The organism is Kitasatospora hibisci (assembly GCF_043950205.1).
Taxonomy (GTDB): Bacteria; Actinomycetota; Actinomycetes; order Streptomycetales; family Streptomycetaceae; genus Kitasatospora; species Kitasatospora hibisci.
Genome location: NZ_CP171642.1, coordinates 3864979 through 3882471 on the forward strand (window position 1 = coordinate 3864979; position 17493 = coordinate 3882471).

The following is a 17493-nucleotide window of genomic DNA, read 5'->3' on the forward strand; positions in this document are numbered from 1 at the left end:
CCGCATGGAAGATGGAGGAGGAGCAGTGGAGCTGACGAGGATCGCGGGCGGCGACCCGGACTGCCGCAATGACGACTGCCCGACCGTCTACACCACGGACCGGGGCACCATTGCCGTCCAGGGGTACACCGTGGATCGTCGGACGCCCGACGGCGAGGCCGTCGTGGAGATCCCCGAGGGCGTGCTTCGGGAGGCGTTCCGTGCTCTTGGCTGGTGACGCCTGGCGCACGTTCTTCGACTCGTTCGAGCGTGAGGCATTCCGGTTGGAGACCCGGAGCTTCTACGCCATGCCGGACGAGGACGAGGAGTACCGGGAGTTCCTGGCCACAGGAGAACTCCACATCCCCGATGACGATCCGTGGCTGACCCGGGTACGACACTTCCGCGAAACCGGCCGGACCATCAACCGCGTCCGCGTTCTCACTCGGCCCCTATCGGACTATCTGCGCTATGAGTTCGCGGCGTACGCGTTCAACGTCGCGGCCGGCGAGGACATCAGGATTCTCGACCTCACCGACCGGCAGAATCCCGGCCTACCCGATCAGGACTTCTGGATGTTCGACGACGTCAACGTGGTCGACATGCGGTACCGGCCCGACGGGGCACAGGTCGGTAGAGAACTCCTGGCCAACCCGGACCTGAAGCAATACCGGCGCTGGCGCGACCTCGCGATCTCCGTGTCGGTGCCGTTCCTGGAGTACAGCTCAGATTGACCCACGACCCCGGCAGGGCCGGAGAGCAGCGCCGAGACCTCGCAGCAGCGCTCAAGGATCTCCGGCGCGCCTCCGGGTTGTCCGGTGAGCGCCTGGCCGTCCGCTGCGGCATGAGTCAGAGCAAGGTCTCCCGGATCGAGACCGGGAAGACGCTGCCTTCCGTCGTCGACGTCCAGCAGATACTGAACGCGCTGGGCGTCGACGAGGAACTGGCGCGAGAGCTCCTTGCGCTGGCGAGCATCGCCAACGCCGAGTACGAGGACGTGCGCGCCTCCGTCCGCCGCGGACTACACCTTCGCCAACGCGAATTAGGGGCGCTCGAAGCCGGTGCCAAGCGCATCCGCTACTTTCTTCCCGCGATGCTCTCCGGGCTGCTCCAGACACCCGAATACATGCGCACGGCCATGATCCCTCCGGTCGACCCTGCGAACTGTGACGTCTCCCAGGCGATTGCGCTCAAGCTGGAGCGGCAGTCCGTCCTGTACGACCGGAGCAAGCGGTTCGACTTCCTGCTGACCGAGTCCGCCGTCCGCTGGAAGCTCTGCGATCCGGCGATCATGGCTGTACAGCTGGACAGGCTGGTCTCCGTTTCGCGATTCCCCAATGTCACGATGGGAATTCTGCCGCTCTCGACTCAGGTAGCTGACGCCCCGTTTCACACCTTTACTGTCTACGGCACCAAGCTGGTGACCATCGAACTGTTCACCGGGCGGCTCGTACTGCGCGACCCCAAGGATTTGGATCACTATCGGGACCTGTTTGACTACTTCTCGGGCGAGTCGGTGTTCGGAGACGACGCCAGGAGCCTGATCACACAGTGGTCTGAGGACTTCCGGGGCTGCGCGTAGCGAATCCATGCAGCTACGCGAATAATCGTGGAACCGCCCCTTTCCGGAAATAGCCTGGTGTCTCACCCGACAACGCCGAGAGACGCGGGAGCCCGCCATGTCCGTTCCAGATTCCATCGAACCGGCCGATCCGAGCCGCGCGCCGGGGCGTCGCCGGACCATTGCAGAGCTTCTTTCCCTGATCGAGAACAATCCGATCCGGTTCGACCTCACCACCGGCCTGATGGTCGAACTGGTCAGTGAGAGCGACGGGATGGCGATCGTGCATCCGCTCTTCACGCCGGACGGGCCGCGGCGACGCGTCCCGTCCGGCGAACTCGTGCGGCGGCTGAGTGATGGTGTCCGCCGTGACTGAGGGGTGGGAACCGAGAGTCGGTCAGCGGGTCTACGAGCGCGGAACCAGGAACGCGGTCGAGGTGATGGCGATTCGCCGATCCGGGCTCTACGTCCGGCCGTTGAGGGGAGGGCGGGAGCGAGTCGTCCGCGTTTCCGACCTCGTGCCGCCGGATGACACGCCAGGCGGGTTCTTCGAGCAGCAGGCCGCTCGCGGGTAGCTGTCGCTCCTTCTTCATCCAACTTCTCCCCGCCCGAACACACGGGCCGGGGCGGGGCCTGTTGCGCCCCGGATCACCAGAGAGGTGCACGCGATGGATCACTTCAACCTCTACGAACTCGACCTCACCACTGTTGAGTTCAAGCGCTCCTGCGGCGGCAACCAGGGCGGTGGGGACGGCGGCGAGTCGTGCGTGACGCTCGGCGCCGTGCCCGACGCCCCCGGTGTCTTCGCCCTCGGGGACAGCAAGCGGCCCGATGTCCGGCCGCTGCTCTTCACGGCCGACGAGCTGGACGCGGCCGGCATCGACCCGACGCGCTTCGGGCTCTCGGCATAGCTCGTCCGCCCGGGCCGTCCGCGGTTGGCGCGGACGGCCCGGGCCCCACGAGGAGGAACGACGTGCACTTCCACGGCTACGAGTGGGCCGGTGACGGGCGGCTGCTGGCGCGGGAGGCCGAGCGGCGGCCGGTGGAGGGCGGCGGCTTCCGGCTCTCGGAGCTGCCACCGATGATGACCGGCTGGTGGCTGCTCCGCCCCGCCCTACAGATCCGGGGCACCTGGACGGAGCCGGAGCAGGCCACCGCCTGGCTGGCCGCCCGCTACGAGAGCCACACACCCGGCGGGGACCCGTGGTGTCCGACCGAACGGCGGCGGCGGTACGCGGAGGAGCGGCTGGGTCGGGGCGACGATCTCGTCTGGTCCCGTTGGGTGTCCGACAGCCGGTGGTCGGGGCACTACGTGGTCGCCTGTCCCAGCAGGGCCTGGCCCGGGCTGCGGTGCCCGGTCGGGGAGGTGTCCCGGCCGTCCCCGGTGTCCGAGCGGCAGAATGGGCGCGAGCACGGCCCCCGGCCTCGATAGACTCGGGGCTGCCCACAGTGGACTTCCGCTCTGTGAGGCAGCCCGGGAGTCGGCGCGTGTGCCGGGCTCCCGTTGCGGCCCCCAGACCCTGCGCCTGTCACGGCACTCCGGGGTAGGGGTGCGTGCAGGAGAAATTGGAGCATCCGAGGATGGCTCGGCACCTGATCACCAGCGCCCTTCCGTACATCAACGGGATCAAGCACCTGGGCAACATGGTCGGGTCCATGCTCCCCGCGGACGTCTACTCCCGCTACCTGCGCCAGCGCGGGCACGAGGTGCTCTACATCTGTGGCACCGACGAGCACGGGACGCCGGCCGAGCTGGCCGCGCAGGAGGCCGGGCTGCCGGTGGCGGAGTTCTGCGCGCAGGCGCACGACCAGCAGAAGGCGGTCTACGACGGCTTCCGACTCTCGTTCGACTACTTCGGGCGCAGCTCGTCGCCGCAGAACCGGGAGATCACCCAGGAGATCGCCCGCGAGCTGCACGCCAACGGTTTCATCGAGGAGCGGGCGATCCGCCAGGTGTACTCGATCACCGACGGCCGCTTCCTTCCGGACCGCTACATCGTCGGCACCTGCCCGCACTGCGGCTACGACAAGGCGCGCGGCGACCAGTGCGAGAACTGCACCCGCGTGCTCGACCCGACGGATCTGCTGGAGCCGCGCTCGGCGATCAGCGGCAGCTCGGACCTTGAGGTCCGCGAGACCAAGCACCTGTTCCTGCTCCAGTCGAAGCTGACCGAACAGGTCGAGGCGTGGGTCGCGACGCACGGCGACCAGTGGCCGGTGCTCGCGTCCTCGATCGCCCGCAAGTGGCTGACCGAGGGTCTGCAGGACCGTGCGATCACCCGCGACCTGGAGTGGGGCGTGCCGGTGCCGGCCGACGTGTGGCCGGAGCTGGCGGCCGAGGGCAAGGTCTTCTACGTCTGGTTCGACGCCCCGATCGAGTACATCGGCGCCACCAAGGAGTGGGCGGACGCGGCACCGGCCGGCGAGCTCCGGGACTGGAAGTCCTGGTGGTACGAGGCCGACGAGACGGTCCGCTACACCGAGTTCATGGCCAAGGACAACGTCCCGTTCCACACGGTGATGTTCCCGGCGACCATCCTGGGCTCGCGCAGGCCGTGGAAGAAGGTCGACTACGTCAAGGCCTTCAACTGGCTGACGTACTACGGCGGGAAGTTCTCCACCAGCCAGAAGCGGGGCATCTTCACGGACGTCGCGCTGGAGCTGCTGCCGGCCGACTACTGGCGCTACTTCCTGATGGCGCACGCCCCCGAGTCGGACGACTCCAGCTTCACCTGGGACCTCTTCGCCTCCGTCGTCAACAAGGACCTCGCCGACACCCTCGGCAACTTCGTCAACCGGGTGCTCTCGTTCAGCCGCAAGCGGTTCGGCGACGACGTCCCGGCCGGGGACGCGGCGGGCGAGGCCGAGGAGCGGCTGGGCGCGCAGATCGCCGAGCTGCTGGCCGAGTACGAGGCCCAGCTGGACGCGCTGAACTTCCGCAAGGCCGCGCAGAGCCTGCGCACGCTGTGGAGCGCGGGCAACGCGTACCTGGACGAGAAGGCGCCCTGGAAGCAGGTGAAGACGGACCCGGAGGCGGCCGCGCTGACCCTGCGGACGGCGATGAACCTGATCCACCTCTACGCGGTGGTCTCCGAGCCGTTCATCCCGACCGCGGCCGGCGCGATGCGCGACGCGTTCGCGCTCGCCGAGGACGCCCCGGCGCGGACCCGGCGCTGGGTGAGCGCGGACGAGGCCCGCGCGCTGGACGCGGTGCCGGCCGGGACGGCCTTCACCGTGCCGCCGGTGCTCTTCGCGAAGATCACCGACGACGACCTGGCCGCCTGGTCCGCCCGCTTCGGCGGCGGCGAGTAGGACGACGGGCAGGACCGCGGGCAGGACGGCGAAGCAGGCCCGGACGGGGCCGAGCAGGAAACGAGAACGGCCCGGCCTCCCCACTGTCGTGCACAGCGGGGAGGCCGGGCCGTTTCCGGTCGGCTCAGTCCGCGGCGGTCTCCGCGGCCACCCAGTCGAGGTACGCCGGGCTGCCGGCGGTCACCGGGACGACGACGACCTCCGGGGTGTCGTAGTCGTGGTGCGCGCCGATGAAGGCCGTGAGGCGGTCGGCGAGGTCGGCGCGGGTCTTGAGGTCCACGCGCCACTCGGCGCTGTCCTGCACCGCGCCGTCCCACCAGTAGAGCGAGCGGATCGGGTGGACCTGCGCGCAGGCGGCCAGGCGCTCGCGGACGACTGCGGCGGCGAGGGCGCGCGCCTTGTCCTCGGTTTCGTGGGTGGTGGTCACCACGACGACTTCAGGGGTGGTTGCCGGCATGCCGCGACCGTACCGCGCGCCGGTCAGCCGAGGGAGCGGCGAGCGGTGTCGAGCAGCGGGGCGAGGTCGGGGGTGCCGGCGGCCGCCTCGTCGAGGGCCGTTCCGAGGGTCTCCTCGTAGGTGGCACGGGCCTCCTGGCGGCGGGCGCGGCCGGACTCGGTGATGACGGTGTAGACGCCGCGCTTGTCGTCGGGGCACGAGTCCCGGTAGGTGAAGTCCGCCGCGTGCAGGCGGGCGACCAGGCGGGTGACGGAGCTCTGGTTGAGGCCGAGGCCGGCGGCGAGGTCCTGCATCCGCAGCTCGCCCCTGGGCGCCTCGGCGAGCAGGCCGAGGGCGCGGTACTCGGAGAGCCCGAGACCGTGCCGGCGCTGCAGCGCGGCGGCGAGCCGGCTCTCCACCTGGGCGTGCAGCGCGGTCAGCCTGCTCCACATCCTGGCATCCGAATCACCGCTGGTGGGAGTGGGTTCCGTGGGCATCGGTGCGGCTCCTGACGGCTGGGGCGGTTGACACAGGTTACTTGTACATGCATGCTCTTGCCCAGTTCCAATCAATTTGCACATACATGCATGCAAGGACAGTGAACCCGGGGGGTTTCGCTCCATGGCCTGGATCCACCTGCTCATCGCCTCGGTCTTCGAGGTGGTCTTCGCCCTCGCCACCAACGCCACACACGGCTTCACGGAGCCGGGCCCGTCCCTGCTGACCGCAGCGGCGGCCGCCGGCGGGATCTTCTTCCTCAGCCTCGCCCTCAAGACCCTCGACGTCGGCGTCGGCTACACGGTGTGGACCGGGATCGGCTCGGTCGGCACCGTCGTGCTCGGCACCGTGATCTTCGACGAGTCGATGAACGCCGGCAAGGTCGCCGCCTTCGTCCTCATCATCGGCGGGGTGCTCGGGCTGAAGCTCTCCGACCGGCTCGGCGCGAGCGCCTGACCCTCCCCGCCACCCGACGTCCCACTCCACCAAGGAGCACGCCACCATGGCCTGGATCTTCCTCGCGATCGCCGTCGTCTTCGAGATCGTCTTCGCCCTCGGCACCAACGCCACACAGGGCTTCACCAAGCTCTGGCCGTCCGTCCTGACGCTGCTCGCGGCCGCCGGCGGCATCTTCACGCTCAGCCTCGCGCTGCGGACGCTGGACGTCAGCGTCGGCTACACCATCTGGACCGGGCTCGGCTCGATCGGCACCGTGCTCTTCGGCGCCCTGATCTACAAGGAGCGGATCACCCTGCCCAAACTGCTCTCGTTCGCCTCGATCATCGCCGGCGCCATCACCCTGAAGCTGGCCACCGGCAGCTGACCGGCCGTCGGTTTCACTCGATCGTGGACTCGACCCGCACCCCGTCGGCAAGACCGGCCGTGGCCGACGCGAGGAAGGTGCCGGTCCGGCCGGTGCCCAGCGGTGCCGGCCCCGCGCGAGGGCACCGGCCGGCACCGCGAGCCGGACCGCCGAGGACCCGGGGTCCTCAGGACGCTTCACCCGCACGGGCGGTGTGCACCGTGACCGCGACCAGGAAGAAGGCGTCCGGACGGGCGAGAACGCCGGCGGGCGCATCGGGGTCGAGCAGTTCGTCCAGGGTCGCGAGGTCCTCCGCGTCCAACTGCCCGGTGAGCTGGTCGCGCCGCCGGACCAGGTGCCCGTGCAGGTGCTCGCGAACCTGCGGGTCGAGCGGAGCCGGCCACTCGGCCAGGAAGGTCCGGCTGCCCGCGGGGACGAGTCCGGCCTTGGCCAACATGGCCGGCCAGTCCTCCACCACGGCCGTGGTGTCGGGGAGTTCGGCGCGCATCAGGCTGAACGCGTCCTCGTGGGCCGCATCCAGCCGGGCCTGCAGGCCGGGGCGGCCGAGGCCGATGTCCCGCGGCAGGAACCGCAGCGGCAGCCCGCGCTCGGCGACGGCCAGCAGACCGCCGGGGCGCAGCGAGCCGGCCAGCGCGGTCAACGCGGCCTGCTGGTCGCCCAGATGGTGGACGGTCTGCGAGGACCAGATCAGGTCGGCCGCCCCGAGCAGACCGAAGTCGCTCGGAAGGTCGGCCTGCTGCGTGGCGACACGGCCGGACGAACGGGTCCGGGCGTGCTCCAGCAGGGCGGCCGACCGGTCCACGGCGACCACGTCGGCGCGCGGGAAGGTCTCGGCCAGCAGGCCCGCGACCACACCGGGGCCGCTGCCGACGTCCAGCACCCGCCCGACCGCGGCACCGCCCCGCAGCTCGCGCAGCCACCCGGCGGCCTGGGTGAACGCGGGAGCGTGCAGCTCGCCCTCGCGCTCCAGGTAGGCGGCGAGGGCGTCCCAGTCCGGCTCGACGCCGGACGCCCGGCGGCCGCAGGCGTGGGCGTGGGTGTGGGTGTGCGTGTGTCCGTGGGCCTGCCCGTGGCCGTGGCCCTCGCGCTGTTCGTGGTTGGTCATGCCGTCCTCCCTCACGGTGGGTGGGGTGCCGCCCGTACCGGCCACCTCCACCGCCAGGCTGCGCCCGCCCTCACGCCGACGGCAAGCACGGTTGCCACTTCCGCAAACCAGCGCGGGTCGGAGGCCCCGAGCGGTGAACCTCAGCGCTCCCGGAACTCGGTCTCGACCGGGGGGCCTTCCCGGTGACCGCGGCCCAGGAGCGCCGCCCGGCGCCGGCCCCGGTCGGCCCGGTCCGTCACGTGGAACCAGGCCAGCACCCCCGTCGCCAGAACCGCCAGTCCGGCCGGTGCGAAGGCCCACACGGTGTGGGAGTACAGCCAGAGCAGCAACGCGAGTGCGGCCGAGCCGAGGACCGCGTACGAGAGCCCGAGCCTGCTGCCCGGCAGGCTCCGGTGGATCTCCTCGATCTGCGCGGCCGCGTCCCCCTCGCCGCCGCTCCCGGTGAACTCTCCCGGATCGAAGAAGTAGGGCTCGATGTCGCCTTCCTCCCAGTCCCGCTCCACCCGGACCGCCCGCCGGCGGAAGCCCCGCCGGCCCGGCCCGCCGGGCACCGCGTTGTAGCCACTGCTCACACGTTCCTCCTCCCGGATCCGGCCTCGCCGGCCCCCTGTGCCGTCGTGTTCAGCGGGCCAGCCCACCGGCCAGCAGATCGGCCAGCACCAGCAGTTGGCGGACGTTCTGGTCGCTGAACTCCTGCTGGTCCGGTTCGCTGAAGGCGTCGCTCCAGGTGTCCGCCTTCGCGTCCACGGCGAGAACGCCGAGTGGCACGTTTCCCGCCTGCACCCGGACGATCACCACCGCGTCGTCGGCCGGCGTGCCGGGGACGTTGCCCCGGAAGTAGGACTTCGTGCCGGTGCGGCGGAACACCCGGCCGGTGGTGACGACCTTGCGCAGCGCACCGATGCCGAAGTCGCCGGGGCCGATCCGCTCCACCGGCGACGCCGAGTCGAGGGAGCGCCCGCGGCAGGTGAAGGTCGTGGTCGCCGGGTCCCAGGAGTAGTAGGCCCCGCGGCAGGAGTGGTGGATCCGCGCGGCGGCCGCCGCGACGGCCTGGTCGAGCCGCCCGCGCTCGGCGCTCGGATCCCCCGAAGCGGCCAGGATGCCACTGATGTTGGCGGTGAAGGTGGCCCCCGGAGCAAGCGCCGTCACCAGCTCGTTCAGACCCCGGGACGTCTCCCGGGCCAGCGCCTCGACCTGCCCGTGCACCGTCCGCGCACGCCGCGCCTCCACCGATCCGACCAGCACGGTGAGGCCGGTGGTGGCGATGCCGTAGAGGATGAACTCCACCTGCCGGTCGCTGTTGGAGCCGGCCAGGGTGCTGAAGACGAACGCTCCGGAACCGAAGCCGAACGCGAAGAACTTCAGTGTGCCGTCGACGATCCGCATCCGCTGAGTAGCCGTCACCCGCGCCCCTCGCCCTCGCCCCACCCCACTGGCCGCTACGCGATCCTAGGCACGGCCGGGGGCGGGCTCAAGGGGTTGTGGCGGGAGCGGGGTGGGAGCGGTGCGGTGCCAGTAGGAGCGGGCGGCGGCGGCCAGGGCGACGCCGTAGACCGCGAAGGCGCCGAGGCCGAGCCAGCAGACCAGCAGGACGTCGGCCTCGGTCGGGAAGTCGCCGAGCGGGATCGTCACCAGACCGGTGGTGCCCAGCGCCGCGTAGCCGATGCCGACGATGCCGTACGGGGCGAGGGTGGCGGCGCCGAGCAGGGCGGGGGTGAGCGGGAGCCAGCGCGGGACGCGGCGCCCGCGCAGGGGCAGGGTCCAGCGCGGGAAGACCTGGCCCCACGGCCGGACCAGGCCCCAGAGCAGGAAGACGCCGAGCGCCGCCAGCAGGGCGGTGGCGTCCACGCCCCAGGACTCCAGGGTGAGCCAGAGGCCGGAGGCGCCGTTGCGTTCGGCGGCAGCCCGCATCTCGGCGCCGCTGACGCCCGCGAACGTGCCGCCGAACGCCCAGGTCAGCTTCATCCCGGCGTAGGGAACGAACGCCAGGCTCCCGGCCAGTGCGGCCAGTTGGACCGGGCCGGAGGCCGCGGACGGCTGCGGCCGGCCGGTGCGGCCGGCGGCACCTTCGCGGGCGGCGGCGGTGCCGGCGGTGCCGGCGGTGCGGGCCGGGTGCGCGGTGGCCGCCAGCAGGAGGGCGCCGAGCGCCGACAGGGCGTGCAGGACCGCGCCGGGACCGCTGTCCACGGCCTGGTTGAAGAGCAGCGTGATCACGTCCATCAGAAGGCCGAACGCCGCCGCGCCGGCCAGGACGCAGAGCGTCCGCAGGACCGGGCGCAGCACCCCGCCGTGCGCCGGGGCGGCGTGGGCCGAACGGGACGCGACCGCCCCGGCCACCACCGCGGCCGCACCCACCGCAGCGACCGCCCACCCCAGCCGGTCGGTGCCGAACAACGGTGTCCCGGTCACCGCGCAGACCGTGCCGAACACCGCGTACCCGACGCCCCACACGGCCGCGCCCGTACCGCTGCCGGTCCACCCGGTGGCGCCCGGCCGCGCCGTCCGCACCTCGATCCCTGTCATCCACCCAAGCTCGCACCGGCCGCCCGCCGGCGCCCTCCCCCGGGGAGGGGAACCCGCTCCCCCGGCGGGGGGAGGGCACCGCCCGACGGAAACACCTTGCGTTGGAGCGCACTCCAACTCCTATCGTCGGAGCCACCGGACGGCCCCGAGCCCGCCCCGCGCGGGCACCGGCAGCAGCGGCGGACCGCTGCCGACGGGGCCGCCACCAGCGGACTCCGGGCACCGGACTCCCGGCACCCGGGCCCGGCACCGAACTCCACCGTGCAGATTCCTACAAGGGGGACTTGAACCATGCGCTACCGCGTCCTCGGCGGCACCGGCATCGAGGTGAGCGCCTACTGCCTCGGCACCATGATGTTCGGCGCGATCGGCAACCCCGATCACGACGACTGCGCCCGGATCATCCACACCGCCCTCGACCAGGGCATCAACTTCGTCGACACCGCCGACATGTACTCGGCCGGCGAGTCCGAGGAGATCGTCGGCAAGGCGCTGCAGAGCCGCGGCAACCGCGACGACGTGGTGCTCGCGACCAAGGTGCACTTCCCGATGGGCGAGGGCCGCAACCGCGGCGGCAACTCCCGGCGCTGGATCGTCCAGGAGGTGGAGGAGAGCCTGCGGCGGCTGCGCACCGACCGGATCGACCTCTACCAGGTGCACCGGCCGGACCACCGCACCGACATCGAGGAGACCCTCGGCGTGCTCGGGGACCTCGTCCGGGCCGGCAAGATCCGCGCCTTCGGCTGCTCGACCTTCCCCGCCGAGCAGCTCGTCGAGGCCCACCACGTCGCCGAGAAGCGCGGCCTGCCGCGATTCCGCACCGAGCAGCCGCCGTACTCGCTGCTCGCCCGTGGCATCGAGCGGGACGTGCTGCCGGTCGTCCAGCGGCTCGGGATGGGTGCGCTGACGTGGAGTCCGCTCGCCTCCGGCTTCCTCACCGGCCGCTACCGCAAGGACCGCCCGATCGACCTCGGCACCGGCCGGGCCGCGCTCCACCCGGCCCGCTTCGACCCGGCGCTCCCCGGCACGGCCGCCAAGCTGGACGCGGTCGAGGGGCTGACCGCGATCGCCGAGGACCTCGGCCGCACCCTGCCCGAGCTGGCCCTCGCCTTCCCGCTGGCGCACCCGGCGGTCACCTCGGTGATCATCGGCCCGCGCACCGCCGAGCAGCTGGCGGCCGCGCTCAAGGGCGCCGACCTGCTCCTCGACGACGCGGTACTCGACCGCATCGACGCCGTCGTCCCGCCCGGCACCAACGTCTACCACCCGGACGGCGTCTGGCAGCCGCCCGCGCTGACCGACCCGGCCCTCCGCCGCCGCCCGGCCGCCGACCGCGCCGCCGGCGACCCGGTGGCCGAGGGCGCCTCGGCCGGCTGACGCGGAGCAGCAGCCGGGGCAGCCGGGCGGCGACCGAGTCGCCCGGCTGCCGCCTGCCCGGCTACCGGCGCAGCAGATCGACCACGCCCACGAGGTCCTCCTCCCCGCCGCCCTCGGCGAGCCGGCGCCGCATCAGCCGGAAGTACGGCTCCAGCAGCTCTGCGCTGACACCCTGTTCCTCGGCGGTGCGCAGGAAGGTCGGCGTGCCCGCCACCTGCATGGCGAGCGCGGAGACCACACCGCCGGTGTAGTCGCCGCTCTCCAGCCGTTCGGCTGTCTTCGCCACCGACCCGGCCATCGCGGTGAGCCAGGACGACAGCAGCGGGGCCAGCTCGGTCGGCGCGACCTCCTCCTCCCCGATCAGCGCGAAGGCGTGCGCGACCCCGGCGAACATCCCGTACATCGCGCTCAGCAGCGCCACGTCGTACAGCGCCGCGAAGCCCGGGTCCTCGCCGACCCAGGTGGTGCCGGCCGGGACGGCCAGGGTGTCGCGGTGCTCCGCGAAGAGTCCGGGCGAGCCGCTGTAGAAGACGTACGGCCCCGCCACCGGGACGCCGATCATCGGCGGGACGGCCATGATCCCGCCGTCGAGGTAGCGGGCGCCGCGCCCGCGGACCCACGCGGCCCGCGCCCGCGCCTGGGAGGGGGTGCTGGTGACCAGGTTGACCACGTCCCGGCCGGCCAGGTCGACACCGTCGAGGGCCTCCGCCACGGAATCGTCGTCGAGCAGGCAGACCACCACCAGCCGGCCTGCCGCGATCGCCTCGGCGGCCGTTGCGGCGACGGTGGCGCCCAGGGCGGCGAGCGGCTCGGCCCGGGCGGGGGTGCGGTTCCAGACGGTCAACGGGTGCCCGGCGGCCAGCCAGGCCCGAGCCAGGGCGGCGCCCATCGCGCCGAGTCCGAGCAGGGTGACGGGGGTCTTCGCAGCGGGGTCAACGGTGTTCTCTGCCATGCCGATCAGCCTCGCCGCGGCCCCGGCCGGCCATCAAGTACCCACTTCGGAGTGGGTGGTTACCCTGGGGTGAGCGAGCAGGTCGGGAGGGTGGGCATGGCGACGGTGCCGAGGCCGGGTGCGCACGTCTGCGGGATCGACGCCGCGATGGACGTCATCGGCGGCAAGTGGAAGGTGCTGATCCTGTGGGCGCTCGGGGAGCGCCCGGGCTGCCGCTTCGGAGAGCTGCGGCGCCTGGTGTCGGGTATCACCGAGAAGGTGCTCGCCGCCCACCTGCGCGAGCTGGAGGAGGACGGCATCGTGCACCGAGAGGCGTATGACGAGGTGCCACCGCGTGTGGAATACACGCTGACGGAGGCGGGCCGGCGGCTCAACGAGGCGCTGGCCCCGCTGGGCGCCTGGGGCCGCGCCCACGTACGCGGCGTGCCTCCGCATCCTGCTGCGGCACAGGGTCCGGAGGCGTAGGGCACGGAGGCACGGGGCACGGAGGCGTAGGGCACAGAGGCGTGGCGCGCCGGGCCGGGCGGGCCGCGTCTGAGCCGGCCGGCTCAGGCGATCGAGGCCGCCACGATCGCCGCCACCGCGAGGTTGCAGCTGGCCGACACCCAGACCGCCGGGTGCGGCTCGGGGTCGACCAGGATGACGCCCAGCTTGCCCGGCGTCAGCAGGTCCACCAACCAGAACGCGACCGCCATCAGCACCAGCCCGAGCAGACCGAAGCAGGCGGTGGAGACCAGGCCCTTCCCGAAGTCCTCGTAGGTGTAGAGGATCGCGGTGAAGACGATGCCGCCGATGCCGAGCAGCGCCGAGCTGAGCAGCACGGCGGCGTTGCGGTTGCGCTCGACCCAGATCTGGTGGCCGAGCTTGCCCGGCGTCAGCACGTCCACCAGGAGGATGCCGAGGAGCAGCAGCACGACGCCGACGGCGCCGAAGGCGGCGGCCACACCGAGGCCGTGCAGGATGTCGTTCATGGGCGTCTGCCCCCCGGGTCCAACGGTCAAGGATCGGCAAAAGATATCCCATGCCCCTGGATCCGGTCAGAGCACCGGAGCCCCTGCCGTACCGTCCCGCCCCACGCGCACCATCGAGCGCGTGACACCGCCACCGCCCGCCACCACGGCCGCCCCCGGTACGCCGCCGGGTCAGTCCTCCTCGGCCAGGTGGTCCACACAGGCCGCGACCGCCAGCAGCAGCGCCGTGTCGGCCCCGTCCGCGATCTCCACCCCGTAGCTGTCCCGGATGCGGAACCACTTGCGGGAGATCCGGGCGAGCTCGGCCCCGCGCTCGTCCTCGATCCGGTAGTCCTTGTCGATCAGGTCCCCGTGGACCTCCAGCTCGCCGCCACCGGCCAGCTCCACCCGGTACTTGTCACGGAACGGCGTGAACAGCTTCTCCCGCACGGTGGCCACGGTGTCGCCGTCGGCGTTCTCGATCCGCATCGCGTCCCGCACGGTGAAGGCCTTCTCCCGCACCACCACGACCACCCTGCCGTCGGCGTCCTTCAGCTCGAAGGTGTGCCGCAGCCGCAGCACCTTGCCGTCCACCAGGAACGCCTTGTTCCCGCGGTCGTCCTCGATCCAGTAGTCGTCGCCGATCGCGAAGAGCTTCTCTCTGACCAGGTACCGCACAGTGCCTCCTCGGGTGTGAACGTGCCCCCGCCCGCCATTCGACCCGATCCACCCCCGTTCCGGGAAGCACCGCCACGGGGCACCACCGCGGGGCACCACCGCGGGGCACCACCGCGCGGCCCCGTCGGCCGTCCGGGCGGGCGGCACCGGAGTCCGGTGACGACTCCGATATCCGGGACCGACCGGTCCCGAGCACCATGACGGCCCCTGCCTCTCTTTGCGGGGGGCGGGGTGGAGGCCGTCGTCGCCGGCGCCCTACCCCAGGTAGGGGGTCGCCCGGTGCTCAAGGAAGTGCCGAAGCCGGAGTCGCTGGGTGTGGTGCATCGGCAGGTCTCCAATGGCGTCCGGCGCTACAAACTGGAGATCGGTCGACTCGTTGGAGATCCGGAGTTCTCCACCCGTGATGCGCACTGTGAAGCAGACGTTGAACTGTTGCCGCACCTCGCCGTCCGAGTAGGCGATCACGTGTCGCGGATCGGTGTACGTGCCGACGAGACCAGTGATCTCGACGTCAAGGCCGGTCTCTTCACGAACCTCCCGAACGGCCGCTCCCGGAAGCGACTCGCCAAGATCCATCGTGCCGCCCGGCAGCGCGTACAGGCCATTGTCGGTACGTCGTTGAAGCAGGATGCACCCGTCGTCATCGGTTACCACTGCGGACGCTGCCACCACCAGCCGGTTTGGCTTGGGCGCGTTGGGATCGTCGTAGAACTCGGTGCGTGCCACGTGATCAGCTCTCCTCAACGGGTAGGGCGGCGTTCCACACTGCGTCGAAACCCGCAGCAAAGGTGTCGAAGAGCGTCCCCGCGCCGGTCCTCCGCAGGTGCCAGACCGGGGCCCCGAAGGCGTTGACTGGGCGTTCCCCGCCCCCGGCCAGCACTGGGACGCCCTCAGCGCCCACTGGCTCGCCTGGCTGCGCCACCGGCTCGGCTAGAAGCTCCAGACCGGCCCGGCTGCCCGACGCACCACGGGGTGGCCGGGCCACGGGCCCATTCCGAGGCGCCCGGAATGCGGGCAGTGGCCGTGAGGTTTGATTGGGGCATGGCTTCTCGTGCACGTGTCCGCGCCCCCGAGCTGGTCGGCGCCGGTGGATGGCTCAACACAGGCGGTAAGGAACTCAAGCTTGCCGACCTGCGAGGTAAGTGTGTCGTACTGGACTTCTGGACGTTCTGCTGCATCAACTGCCTCCACGTCCTGGACGAGCTGCGGGAGCTGGAGGAGAAGCACCGCGACACCGTGGTGATCGTCGGCGTCCACTCACCCAAGTTCGTCCACGAGGCCGACCACCAGGCCGTGGTGGACGCCGTGGCCCGGTACGAGGTGCACCACCCGGTGCTGGACGACCCGGCGCTGGCAACGTGGAAGCAGTACGCGGTGCGGGCCTGGCCGACGCTGGTGGTGATCGACCCGGAGGGCTACGTGGTCGCCCAGCACGCCGGCGAGGGACACGCGCACGCGATCGCCCGGCTGGTGGAGGAGCTGGAGGCCGAGCACGCCGCCAAGGGCACACTGCGGCGCGGCGACGGCCCTTACGTGCCGCCGGAGCCGACCGCAGGCGACCTCAAGTTCCCCGGCAAGGCCGTCCGGCTGCCGAACGGCCACTTCCTGGTCGCCGACTCCGGCCACCACTCACTGGTCGAGCTGGCCGAGGACGGCGAGACCGTCGTCCGCCGGATCGGCGACGGCGTGCGCGGCCTGGTCGACGGCACCAGCCCGCGGTTCAGCGAGCCCCAGGGCCTGGTCCTGGTGCCGGCCGACGCCGGCCTCGACCACGACGTGATCGTGGCCGACACCGTCAACCACGCGCTGCGCGGTGTCCGGCTGAGCGACGGCCACACCACCACCCTGGCCGGCACCGGCCGGCAGTGGTGGCAGGGTTCGGCCACCGCGGGGCCGGCCCGCGAGGTGGACCTCTCCTCGCCCTGGGACGTCGCCTGGTTCGACGGCAGCGTCTGGATCGCCATGGCCGGCGTCCACCAGCTCTGGTCCTTCGACCCCGCCGACGGCACCGTCGGCGTCGCCGCCGGCACCACCAACGAGGGCCTGGTCGACGGCCCGGTCGACGAGGCGTGGTTCGCCCAGCCGTCCGGGCTCGCCGTCTCGGCGGACGGCGAGCGGCTCTGGGTGGCCGACTCGGAGACCTCCGCGCTGCGGTGGGTTTCACGTGAAACGAGGACCGTCCACAGCGCCGTCGGCACCGGCCTGTTCGACTTCGGCCACCGGGACGGCGCCGCCGACCAGGCGCTGCTCCAGCACCCGCTGGGCGTCACCGTGCTGCCCGACGGTTCGGTGGCCGTCAGCGACACCTACAACCACGCGCTGCGCCGCTTCGACCCGGCGAGCGGCGAGGTGACCACGCTGGCCACCGACCTGCGCGAGCCCTCCGGCGCGCTGCTGGTGGACGACGACATCGTGGTGGTGGAGTCGGCGCGGCACCGGCTGACCAGGCTGCGGCTGCCCGAGGAGGCCGTCCGGGTCGAGTCGGTCGCGCACCGCACCCAGCGGGCCGCCACCGAGGTCGCGCCCGGTACGTTCACGCTGGACGTGGTCTTCCGGGCGCCCACCGGTCAGAAGCTGGACGAGCGCTACGGCCCGTCCACCCGGCTCCTGGTCAGCTCCACCCCGCCCGAGCTGCTGGTCTCCGGCGCGGGTGCCGACACGGCGCTCACCCGCGAGCTGGTGCTCTCCGCAGAGGTGGCCGAGGGCGTGCTGCACGTCTCGGCGATGGCCGCGTCCTGCGACGACGACCCGGAGATCGAGTACCCGTCCTGCCACGTCCACCAGCAGGACTGGGGCGTGCCGGTGAAGCTGGTCGCAGACGGCGCGAGCCGGCTGCCGCTGGTGCTCGCCGGCATGGAGTAGGCACCGGGGCACCGGCCGCAGCCCGGCGGGGGTTCCCGGGCTCCGGGAGTCGTTGCAGCACGCCGGCTCGGCGGATGCAGGGGACTTCGAGACCGGCGAGGACCGGACGACCCAGGGGCCCGTGAGGCCGAGCCGGGAGCGGGAGGCACGCTCCCGGCTCGTGCAGCAGGGCTGCACGAGCCCGAGGCGTGCCGGATCGTCGGCATCGCCCGCCGGACCGGCCGGAAGTGGCGCCACGGCCGCGGAGCCGGGCAGCGGCAGAAGGCGGCACCACCGATTCGCAGGGTGGTGCCGCCTTCTGCCGCTTCCCGGCATCTGCGCACGGCCGAGCGGATCCACATCGCCGGGCCGGCTGCGGGAGAGGGCCGCGGTACGGGCGATCGCCGGGGGCCCGGGCCCAGCCCGTCCACGACGAGCCGGGCCTCCGGCGTGGAACG

The 17493-nt window shown here is 72.1% G+C and carries 22 protein-coding genes and 2 pseudogenes; 13 read left to right on the forward strand and 11 right to left on the reverse strand.

The features are described 5' to 3' along the window. Nucleotides 1-4 precede the first annotated feature (4 nt). The 7 genes from ACF9IK_RS16555 (at nt 5) to metG (ending at nt 4852) form a co-directional block, all read left to right on the forward strand. Nucleotides 5-217, forward strand: coding sequence for a hypothetical protein (locus tag ACF9IK_RS16555; RefSeq protein WP_395294963.1), 213 nt, complete (start codon nt 5-7; stop codon nt 215-217). Beyond that, entirely contained in the window at nt 201-713 is a 513-nt protein-coding gene (locus ACF9IK_RS16560; RefSeq protein ID WP_395294964.1) for a DUF6879 family protein, read from the forward strand. Before ACF9IK_RS16555 ends, ACF9IK_RS16560 begins: the two co-directional genes overlap by 17 nt. Then, nucleotides 710-1561 carry a helix-turn-helix domain-containing protein gene (locus ACF9IK_RS16565; protein WP_395294965.1) on the forward strand — a complete coding sequence of 284 codons (852 nt, stop codon included), beginning with the start codon at nt 710-712 and terminating at the stop codon, nt 1559-1561. Before ACF9IK_RS16560 ends, ACF9IK_RS16565 begins: the two co-directional genes overlap by 4 nt. Nucleotides 1562-1658: 97 nt before the next feature. Continuing rightward, on the forward strand, nt 1659-1916 hold the full coding sequence (locus ACF9IK_RS16570) for a hypothetical protein (protein WP_395294966.1): 258 nt from the start codon (nt 1659-1661) through the stop codon (nt 1914-1916). Between the two features lie 292 nt (nt 1917-2208). Next, a complete protein-coding gene (locus tag ACF9IK_RS16575) occupies nt 2209-2451 on the forward strand; it encodes a DUF397 domain-containing protein (protein ID WP_395294967.1) in 243 nt (80 codons plus the stop codon). Between the two features lie 62 nt (nt 2452-2513). Next, on the forward strand, nt 2514-2972 hold the full coding sequence (locus ACF9IK_RS16580; RefSeq protein WP_395294968.1) for a hypothetical protein: 459 nt from the start codon (nt 2514-2516) through the stop codon (nt 2970-2972). A 149-nt stretch (nt 2973-3121) separates the two neighbouring features. Then, nucleotides 3122-4852 carry a methionine--tRNA ligase gene (gene metG, locus ACF9IK_RS16585; RefSeq protein WP_395294969.1) on the forward strand — a complete coding sequence of 577 codons (1731 nt, stop codon included), beginning with the start codon at nt 3122-3124 and terminating at the stop codon, nt 4850-4852. Nucleotides 4853-4976: 124 nt separating this feature from the next. Here metG and cutA read toward each other — a convergent pair whose 3' ends face one another. After that, entirely contained in the window at nt 4977-5309 is a 333-nt protein-coding gene (gene cutA, locus ACF9IK_RS16590; RefSeq protein ID WP_395294970.1) for a divalent-cation tolerance protein CutA, read from the reverse strand. 23 nt (nt 5310-5332) lie between these two features. Then, the gene (locus ACF9IK_RS16595) at nt 5333-5785 is read right to left on the reverse strand and encodes a MarR family winged helix-turn-helix transcriptional regulator (protein ID WP_395294971.1); all 453 of its coding nucleotides are present in this window, start codon (nt 5783-5785) and stop codon (nt 5333-5335) included. Nucleotides 5786-5909: 124 nt separating this feature from the next. On the opposite strand from ACF9IK_RS16595, the gene ACF9IK_RS16600 reads away from it, so the two are divergent. Beyond that, the gene (locus ACF9IK_RS16600) at nt 5910-6242 is read left to right on the forward strand and encodes a DMT family transporter (RefSeq protein WP_395294972.1); all 333 of its coding nucleotides are present in this window, start codon (nt 5910-5912) and stop codon (nt 6240-6242) included. A 46-nt stretch (nt 6243-6288) separates the two neighbouring features. Then, the gene (locus ACF9IK_RS16605; protein WP_395294973.1) at nt 6289-6609 is read left to right on the forward strand and encodes a DMT family transporter; all 321 of its coding nucleotides are present in this window, start codon (nt 6289-6291) and stop codon (nt 6607-6609) included. 166 nt (nt 6610-6775) lie between these two features. On the opposite strand, the gene ACF9IK_RS16610 is transcribed toward ACF9IK_RS16605, so the two are convergent. The 4 genes from ACF9IK_RS16610 to ACF9IK_RS16625 all read right to left on the reverse strand — a co-directional run bounded on the left by ACF9IK_RS16610 (nt 6776) and on the right by ACF9IK_RS16625 (nt 10237). After that, complete coding sequence (locus ACF9IK_RS16610) at nt 6776-7714, reverse strand: class I SAM-dependent methyltransferase (RefSeq protein ID WP_395294974.1); 939 nt, start codon at nt 7712-7714, stop codon at nt 6776-6778. Nucleotides 7715-7854: 140 nt separating this feature from the next. Continuing rightward, complete coding sequence (locus ACF9IK_RS16615; RefSeq protein WP_395294975.1) at nt 7855-8286, reverse strand: hypothetical protein; 432 nt, start codon at nt 8284-8286, stop codon at nt 7855-7857. 49 nt (nt 8287-8335) lie between these two features. Beyond that, nucleotides 8336-9118 (reverse strand): hypothetical protein, encoded by a 783-nt coding sequence (locus tag ACF9IK_RS16620; protein ID WP_395294976.1) that lies wholly within the window; start codon nt 9116-9118, stop codon nt 8336-8338. Nucleotides 9119-9163: 45 nt separating this feature from the next. Next, nucleotides 9164-10237: a hypothetical protein gene (locus ACF9IK_RS16625; protein WP_395294977.1), complete on the reverse strand. Its 1074-nt coding sequence runs from the start codon at nt 10235-10237 to the stop codon at nt 9164-9166. 291 nt (nt 10238-10528) lie between these two features. Here ACF9IK_RS16625 and ACF9IK_RS16630 point away from each other — a divergent pair, with 291 nt between their 5' ends. Further along, nucleotides 10529-11614, forward strand: a complete 1086-nt coding sequence (locus ACF9IK_RS16630; RefSeq protein ID WP_395294978.1) for an aldo/keto reductase — start codon at nt 10529-10531, stop codon at nt 11612-11614. A gap of 61 nt (nt 11615-11675) precedes the next feature. Here the strand turns inward: ACF9IK_RS16630 and ACF9IK_RS16635 are convergent, their stop codons facing one another. After that, complete coding sequence (locus ACF9IK_RS16635; protein ID WP_395294979.1) at nt 11676-12566, reverse strand: NAD(P)-dependent oxidoreductase; 891 nt, start codon at nt 12564-12566, stop codon at nt 11676-11678. A 96-nt stretch (nt 12567-12662) separates the two neighbouring features. Here ACF9IK_RS16635 and ACF9IK_RS16640 point away from each other — a divergent pair, with 96 nt between their 5' ends. Continuing rightward, entirely contained in the window at nt 12663-13031 is a 369-nt protein-coding gene (locus ACF9IK_RS16640) for a winged helix-turn-helix transcriptional regulator (protein WP_395294980.1), read from the forward strand. A gap of 83 nt (nt 13032-13114) precedes the next feature. Here the strand turns inward: ACF9IK_RS16640 and ACF9IK_RS16645 are convergent, their stop codons facing one another. From ACF9IK_RS16645 to ACF9IK_RS16660, 4 genes and pseudogenes are all read right to left on the reverse strand, one after another. Then, entirely contained in the window at nt 13115-13537 is a 423-nt protein-coding gene (locus tag ACF9IK_RS16645; protein WP_395294981.1) for a DUF350 domain-containing protein, read from the reverse strand. A gap of 171 nt (nt 13538-13708) precedes the next feature. Further along, on the reverse strand, nt 13709-14194 hold the full coding sequence (locus ACF9IK_RS16650) for an LURP-one-related/scramblase family protein (protein WP_395294982.1): 486 nt from the start codon (nt 14192-14194) through the stop codon (nt 13709-13711). Nucleotides 14195-14449: 255 nt separating this feature from the next. Next, on the reverse strand, nt 14450-14920 hold the full coding sequence (locus ACF9IK_RS16655; RefSeq protein ID WP_395294983.1) for an NUDIX hydrolase: 471 nt from the start codon (nt 14918-14920) through the stop codon (nt 14450-14452). A gap of 4 nt (nt 14921-14924) precedes the next feature. Next, nucleotides 14925-15047 (reverse strand): annotated as a pseudogene (locus ACF9IK_RS16660) (XRE family transcriptional regulator); the annotation flags it as partial. 188 nt (nt 15048-15235) lie between these two features. Here ACF9IK_RS16660 and ACF9IK_RS16665 point away from each other — a divergent pair. Both ACF9IK_RS16665 and ACF9IK_RS37045 read left to right on the forward strand, forming a co-directional pair. Further along, entirely contained in the window at nt 15236-17056 is a 1821-nt protein-coding gene (locus ACF9IK_RS16665) for an NHL domain-containing thioredoxin family protein (protein ID WP_395294984.1), read from the forward strand. Nucleotides 17057-17108: 52 nt separating this feature from the next. Continuing rightward, a pseudogene (locus tag ACF9IK_RS37045) lies at nt 17109-17476 on the forward strand (IS30 family transposase); the annotation flags it as partial. Nucleotides 17477-17493 lie beyond the last annotated feature (17 nt).